Genomic DNA, 7,126 nt, shown 5'->3' with positions numbered 1-7,126 from the left:
CTCCAGTGCTGTCATTGGTGGTGTGGACTCTCAAGCGTGAGGTAAGGGCATCTGGTGAATGCCTTGGCATGTACAGGCGATGAAGGACGTGGCACGCTGCGATAAGCGTGGGGGAGCTGTGAGCAAGCTTTGATCCCGCGATTTCCGAATGGGTAAACCCACCTTCACCATTTAATTCCGTTTCTGGTTTCGGCCAGACGCGTAGTTAAATGGTTGAGGTATCACTAAGCTGAATAAAATAGGCTTTGGTGAAGCGAACCCGGGGAACTGAAACATCTCAGTACCCGGAGGAAAAGACATCAACCGAGATTCCGTTAGTAGTGGCGAGCGAACGCGGACCAGGCCAGTGCCTGTTGTTTAGTTAGCAGAACATTCTGGAAAGTTTGACCATAGCGGGTGACAGTCCCGTATGCGAAAGCGAAACAACAGGACTTGAGTAGGGCGGGGCACGTGAAACCCTGTCTGAACATGGGGGGACCACCCTCCAAGCCTAAATACTCGTACATGACCGATAGTGAACCAGTACCGTGAGGGAAAGGTGAAAAGCACCCCGATGAGGGGAGTGAAACAGTACCTGAAACCGGATGCCTACAAGCAGTGGGAGGGTCCTTGAGACCTGACCGCGTACCTCTTGCATAATGGGTCTGTGACTTAGTGTATCAAGCAAGCTTAAGCCGTTAGGTGTAGGCGCAGCGAAAGCGAGTCTGAATAGGGCGACAGAGTTTGATGCATTAGACCCGAAACCCGGCGATCTATGCATGACCAGGTTGAAGGTGCGGTAACACGCACTGGAGGACCGAACCGTTTAATGTTGAAAAATTATCGGATGAGTTGTGCTTAGGGGTGAAAGGCCAATCAAGCCGGGAAATAGCTGGTTCTCCGCGAAATCTATTGAGGTAGAGCGTCGAATGATTGCCGTTGGGGGTAGAGCACTGGATGGTTGCGGGGGTCGCGAGATCTACCAATACTAACCAAACTCCGAATACCAACGAGTCTAGTTCGGCAGACAGACGGCGGGTGCTAAGGTCCGTCGTCAAAAGGGAAACAGCCCTAACCTACAGCTAAGGTCCCCAAGTCACGTCTAAGTGGGAAAGCATGTGGAACTTCCAAAACAACCAGGAGGTTGGCTTAGAAGCAGCCATCCTTTAAAGAAAGCGTAACAGCTCACTGGTCTAAATAAGAGGTTCTGCGGCGAAGATGTAACGGGGCTCAAGACGTGCACCGAAGCTTAGGGTGTGATCGTTTACGATCACGCGGTAGCGGAGCGTTCCGTAGGCCGTTGAAGCGATCTGGTAATGGGTCGTGGAGGTATCGGAAGTGCGAATGCAGACATGAGTAGCGATTAACAGTGTGAGATGCACTGTCGCCGAAATTCCAAGGGTTCCTGCTTAAAGCTAATCTGAGCAGGGTAAGCCGGCCCCTAAGACGAGCCCGAAGGGGGTAGTCGATGGGAACCACGTTAATATTCGTGGGCCTGGAGGTGTGTGACGGATGGCGTAAATTGTTCGGCCTTATTGGATTGGTCCGGGCAGTGAAGTTGTCCCAGGAAATAGCCCCTCCGTATAGACCGTACCCTAAACCGACACAGGTGGAATGGTAGAGTATACCAAGGCGTTTGAGAGAAGTATCCTGAAGGAACTCGGCAAATTGCCTCCGTACCTTCGGAAGAAGGAGGCCCCACATCAAGGCAACTTTTTGTGGGGGGCACAGGCCAGGGGGTAGCGACTGTTTAGCAAAAACACAGGGCTCTGCTAAGTCGGCTTCAAGACGACGTATAGGGCCTGACGCCTGCCCGGTGCCTGAAGGTTAAGAGGAGGAGTGCAAGCTCTGAATTGAAGCCCAGGTAAACGGCGGCCGTAACTATAACGGTCCTAAGGTAGCGAAATTCCTTGTCGGGTAAGTTCCGACCTGCACGAATGGCGTAACGACTTCCCCACTGTCTCCAGGATATGCTCAGCGAAATTGAATTCTCCGTGAAGATGCGGAGTACCCGCGGTTAGACGGAAAGACCCCGTGCACCTTTACTGCAGCTTCAGAGTGGCATTAGGAAAGAACTGTGTAGCATAGGTGGGAGGCTTTGAAGCGATGACGCCAGTTGTCGTGGAGCCATAGGTGAAATACCACCCTGTTGTTTTCTGATGTCTAACCTCGCACCGTTATCCGGTGCAGGGACCCTCTGTGGCGGGTAGTTTGACTGGGGCGGTCGCCTCCTAAAGAGTAACGGAGGCGCGCGATGGTGGGCTCAGGACGGTTGGAAACCGTCTGTTAGAGTGCAATGGCATAAGCCCGCCTGACTGCGAGACTGACAAGTCGAGCAGAGACGAAAGTCGGTCATAGTGATCCGGTGGTCCCTCGTGGAAGGGCCATCGCTCAACGGATAAAAGGTACGCCGGGGATAACAGGCTGATGATTCCCAAGAGCTCATATCGACGGAATCGTTTGGCACCTCGATGTCGGCTCATCACATCCTGGGGCTGGAGCAGGTCCCAAGGGTTTGGCTGTTCGCCAATTAAAGTGGTACGTGAGCTGGGTTCAGAACGTCGCGAGACAGTTTGGTCCCTATCTGCCGTGGGCGTCGAAATTTGAGAGGAGTTGACCCTAGTACGAGAGGACCGGGTTGAACATACCTCTGGTGTACCTGTCGTCCTGCCAAGGGCGCAGCAGGGTAGCTATGTATGGACGGGATAACCGCTGAAAGCATCTAAGCGGGAAGCCTCCCTCAAGATAAGATTTCTTCGAGCGGTCGTAGACCACGACCTTGATAGGCCGGATGTAGAAGTGTGGTAACATATGGAGCTAACCGGTCCTAATTGCTCTGATCGCGCCTGAGAGTCCCACCATCAATGACAATGCTGGAAACAGCGTCAGCCATTGAGCGTGGTGATCACCTCAAGCCAGATAACCAATACAAACACCAAATACCGTGCACGGCATCGATTATAACCCAAAGCGCAAGCTTCATTGCTTGGTGACCATAGCGTCTGTGACCCACCCGATCCCATCCCGAACTCGGCCGTGAAACCAGTCTGCGCCGATGGTACTGTGGCTCAAGCCCCGGAAGAGTAGGGCGTCGCCAGGCATTGAAGCTTGCGCTTTTGGAAATAAAAACCCATCACATGTTCACAAAAGGGCGGCCCATAAAGCCGCCCTTTTGCCTTTGGTGACGCGGGATGGAGCAGCCCGGTAGCTCGTCAGGCTCATAACCTGAAGGTCGCAGGTTCAAATCCTGCTCCCGCAACCAACAGTGTACCACTTAAAGGCCCAGTTCCATGGAACTGGGCCTTTCGTGCGTTCTGAACCTTGACGCTTCCAGCAACAGCAGCCTCAGTAAGCGCGACCATTTGGAACAGGTCGCCGTGCAACTCTAGTCGGCGATGCTTGCCGCCCCGGCAGTTGCCCGCGTGGACAACCACACCCTCGATCAGTGCGCGGATCGCGCTAAGCGAGACATTGGCCTCACGCGTGGCCAGATGCTGCTTAAGTTCGGCGATAGCGGTGCGGTAGATAGCTTCGTAATTGGTAGGGAGGCGGATCACCGTGCGCTCCGGCAGCTCCGCCAATTCGCGTTCCAGCTGTTCCTCTTCGGCCCCCAGCTCCTTGAGCCGTGTGGTGAGTGAGCGCGGTGCAGCCTCGTCCTCCTCGATCCGGCGGAGAATTTTGGCGGCGCGTTGACGCGTCTCGACCAGCGCGTCTTCGAGTTCATCGCGGCGGCCATAGGCCGCACGCTGCTCCGCATCGAGCTCGCGTTGAAGATGCACAGCGAAGCGGCAGATGATGTCTGGAGTGAGCAGACGGTCCCGCAGGCCGGACAAAGCCCGCTCTTCAAGATGGTTGCTGGTGATCGAGCTGTTGCTACACGCCTGCCTATTGGCAGCCTTGCAACGCCGCCGACGCTGACGAAATCGTCGCCGCAGACGCCGCAGCGCACCAGACCGCTGAGAAAAATGGCTCGCTTCGCGCCAGCAAGTGGATTTCCGATGAGGCCGAAGTTCAGGTCCCGAGCCGCGCGGGCTTCCGCCTGGCGAGCTTTGACCCGGTCCCAGAGCTGCTGATCGATGATGCGCAGGTCTGGTTCATAGCGCACAATCCATTCGCTTTCCGGATTGAGGCGCTGGCGGCGTGAGAAGCCGCGATTCTCGTTCGGAATCTCGACCCACTTGCGACGGTTGAAGACGCGCCGACCGATATAGATCACGTTGTTGAGAATGCCTTCACCCAGCTTCACTTCCCCCGAGAGCCTGGATGGATTCCAGATGCCTGCACTATACTTTCCGCGCTCCCGTGCGCGGGGAGATGAGATCCCTTCCGTGTTCAGGATCTTGCAGATCTGCTTAAGACTATGGTCATCCGCGTATAGTTGGAAGATTCGGCGGACCAGCGCGACCTCCTCTTCGTTGATGACGAGACGGTCGGCTTCGCGACCGGATGCGTTCAGACCGAGAACCTCCTTCCCATAGCCGAGGATCTTGCTGCCCGTAGCGCCACCCCGAGTGGCCTTGCCCTTGAGGCCGCGGCGCGTCGTGTAGGCGATGCGCGCCCGCTTCGCTCGAGGTAGCCGACATGACCCGGGAGCTGAACGGAATGAAGGGTGCTGTAATGCACCGCCCGTTAGGATAGCGCTGCTAAGCAGGTTCCATTTGCATCATAGGAGCTTCATCGGTTGGCGGACGTCATGGACGACCCCAATCTTCACACGGATTGTTTTTTTCGCAAAAGTTCAGGAACTGCGGAATCCATTGCACGGCGGATGTTGCCGGGCCACCGGTCCTTATCGCAGGATCAACTGCCTTCACCGCCTTCGCTCCCGCCGCGTAAAGCGCGAAATATTCTTCCTGCCTGCCGGTCCAGAACCAGGACTTGAGGTTAGGCTCGTTCCACACCTCGAAATACCATTGCCGCACCTCGGTTCTGCCGTAGCGCTGCATAATATGGCGGATGAACTTCTCGACGAGTTCTCCCCATTTTTCAGATGAGGTAGGCGGCGTTACATTGGCGCGATAAAAGCCGAAGTCCTTGGTTCCGCTCGCCAGTCCGCGCGGCATGAAGCTCAACTCCACGAATGGCTGAATGCCTCTGTCCAGAAGCCCGTCGTAGACTGCGTTTACATTTTGAAAATTGCCGCCCGCGCCAACGCCAAGTTCATCGTTGAATATGCCGTGAAATCGTATGCGCTCTAACCCCGCTTCATTCTTGAAACGCTCTAGATCCTTGCGCCATGGCTCGCGCAAGGTGATCGCGGCGCGTCCACTCGCCACTGCTCATCACCGTTCCTCTCCCTATACGCTGCTATAACGAGACACCCATCCAAGCGGGGAAGATAATGCACTCAACCGTATACTTTTAGCACTGCTTGCGGCTGTCATCGAGCTGCTTCGAGTACTCAGAAAAGCTCGCCCTGTTAGGTTTCAGGCCTGCCGCGTTTGACGACGCCAACCCCGGCAGGATCCGAAGCTGCAATCAAACAGCCGCAACGACTTTACTCAATCTGACAATAGTGGCCGATGACCGCACAATGTCGACAGCACCAGCAGGGACGCTGCGGGAGCCGAGGTCCAGGCGGGTCTCACGGCTGTCGAGGGACGGGCCGCTCAACGCGGCGACGCTCTGGTGGCGGGGCAGCGGCAGGCGGACGTCGGTGCCGACTTCCTTGTTAAGGATAGCGAGCAGCGTGCCCTGAGCCGTGTCGGCTGCATAGGCGACGACGTTGAGGCCCTGCGCGTCCAACTGGACGGTCCGCATGCGTGCGCCGCTGAACAGCCCGGCGAACTTCATGCCCCAATAGACCGGCTGCGGCTGCACTTGCCCGTCCATATTGCCGATCGGCGTGTAGAAGGGGCGCGGGCGGGGCTGCGCGTCGGGCAGCATCTTTTCGCCCGCAAGGCCGCCGACCGAGTTGGCAACCGCAGGGCCAGCGCCGCCGTGCAGGTTCACGCCGGAATAGCCCAGCGACATGAGCTGGAGCATATAATCAGCGGCCCAGAGCGCGGCGACATAGCTATCCGACACGCCCGGCTTGCCACCGTGGTAGGCGGTGTTGCCTTCCGTCATGCGGTAGGCAACACCCATCTTGCGCGCGGCGTCGCTAGTCAGCTTGCCTTCCTGGGCTTCCCGGGTCGAGCGCAGGAGGAGGCGGTCGGGCTTGATCCGCGGATCGTTGGGACCGCCCTTGTAGAAATGATGCGACAGTGCCTCTATCCGCGGCGGATTCTTGATCGAGGCCCAGCGGTCGGCGACGGCGGGCAGCCAGTCGAGCTTGTAAGCGACGTCGGGCAGGATGAAGCGGACATCCGGGCTGACCGCCGTGATCGCCTGGGCAGCGGCAAGCCATTCGGCAAGATAGGCGTCGGGACCCCAGGTCTTGGGATCGCGCAGGTGCGAGCTGAATACGTCAACTTCATTGCCGATGACGAACGCGACCAGCCGCTTGCCAAGCCGCCGTTGGACATAGGCTGCCTCGCGCGCCAGGTCACGCGGCACACCATTGCCGAGATTAAGGCCGTAGATGCAGCGCCATCCGATCGCATCCAGGAAGCCCTTGAGCGCATCGATGGCTGCTGGCGTGACGGCGTAGCTGAGGTCCGGGCGCGGCTGGCCCGGCTTGATCGGCCGTTCGATACGCGGCGGCTGCTTGTCGCCGGGGCTCTCTTTCCACCAGGAAAACTCGCTGGTGTTGCCGCCGATGCGCAGAATGCCAGCGGGCGTCAGGTCACGGAAAGCGCGGACCAGCGGGCGGTTACGCGCGTTGAAGAAATCGGGCGTTTCAAGCTGCTGCGTCTCGTAGGACAGGCCGACGAAGTCGCGGGGCACCAGCGGCCCTTGCGCCGATCCATTGAGCGAGAGCGACAGGGTCGCCGGGGTTTCCGCAGCGCGCGCAGGGACGATCAGCGCCCCGGCTGCCGTCAATATTCCCGTGTTCAGAAAATTACGGCGGTCTATCATTGCTCGAACCTCTTAGATGATAATTACCGGCGATCGTCATTTCTGCTGACTTTAAAAAAGCCAACGACCACCGGGCGGAGACGATGAAGGTGCTGGGCCCCATGACAGATTTAGGGTCAATGGTTTAAAACGTTAATCGCACGGCGTGATGCTCGCAGCTCCAAGGCAGGATCGCAAATTGGCTCTA

At 57.5% G+C, this 7,126-nt stretch carries 3 protein-coding genes, 1 tRNA gene and 2 rRNA genes; 3 read left to right on the top strand and 3 right to left on the bottom strand.

What is annotated here, in order from left to right:
* Nucleotides 1–31 precede the first annotated feature (31 nt).
* From ACZ5ZH_RS13150 to ACZ5ZH_RS13140, 3 genes are all read left to right on the top strand, one after another.
* Nucleotides 32–2,830 (top strand): 23S ribosomal RNA (locus tag ACZ5ZH_RS13150).
* Nucleotides 2,831–2,964: 134 nt separating this feature from the next.
* A 5S ribosomal RNA gene (gene rrf, locus ACZ5ZH_RS13145) occupies nt 2,965–3,079 on the top strand.
* An 85-nt stretch (nt 3,080–3,164) separates the two neighbouring features.
* Nucleotides 3,165–3,241: transfer RNA gene (locus tag ACZ5ZH_RS13140), tRNA-Met, on the top strand.
* Between the two features lie 291 nt (nt 3,242–3,532).
* Here the strand turns inward: ACZ5ZH_RS13140 and ACZ5ZH_RS13135 are convergent.
* From ACZ5ZH_RS13135 to ACZ5ZH_RS13125, 3 genes are all read right to left on the bottom strand, one after another.
* Complete coding sequence (locus ACZ5ZH_RS13135) at nt 3,533–4,399, bottom strand: recombinase family protein (RefSeq protein WP_464773278.1); 867 nt, start codon at nt 4,397–4,399, stop codon at nt 3,533–3,535.
* A 271-nt stretch (nt 4,400–4,670) separates the two neighbouring features.
* Nucleotides 4,671–5,255, bottom strand: coding sequence for a GH39 family glycosyl hydrolase (locus tag ACZ5ZH_RS13130; RefSeq protein ID WP_464773190.1), 585 nt, complete (start codon nt 5,253–5,255; stop codon nt 4,671–4,673).
* Nucleotides 5,256–5,457: 202 nt separating this feature from the next.
* Nucleotides 5,458–6,939 (bottom strand): hypothetical protein, encoded by a 1,482-nt coding sequence (locus tag ACZ5ZH_RS13125; RefSeq protein ID WP_464773189.1) that lies wholly within the window; start codon nt 6,937–6,939, stop codon nt 5,458–5,460.
* Nucleotides 6,940–7,126 lie beyond the last annotated feature (187 nt).

It is taken from the genome of Sphingobium sp. TomMM7A, assembly GCF_055397305.1.
Note: the sequence above shows the minus strand (reverse complement) of the source record. Positions and strands in the feature narration are given on the sequence as shown.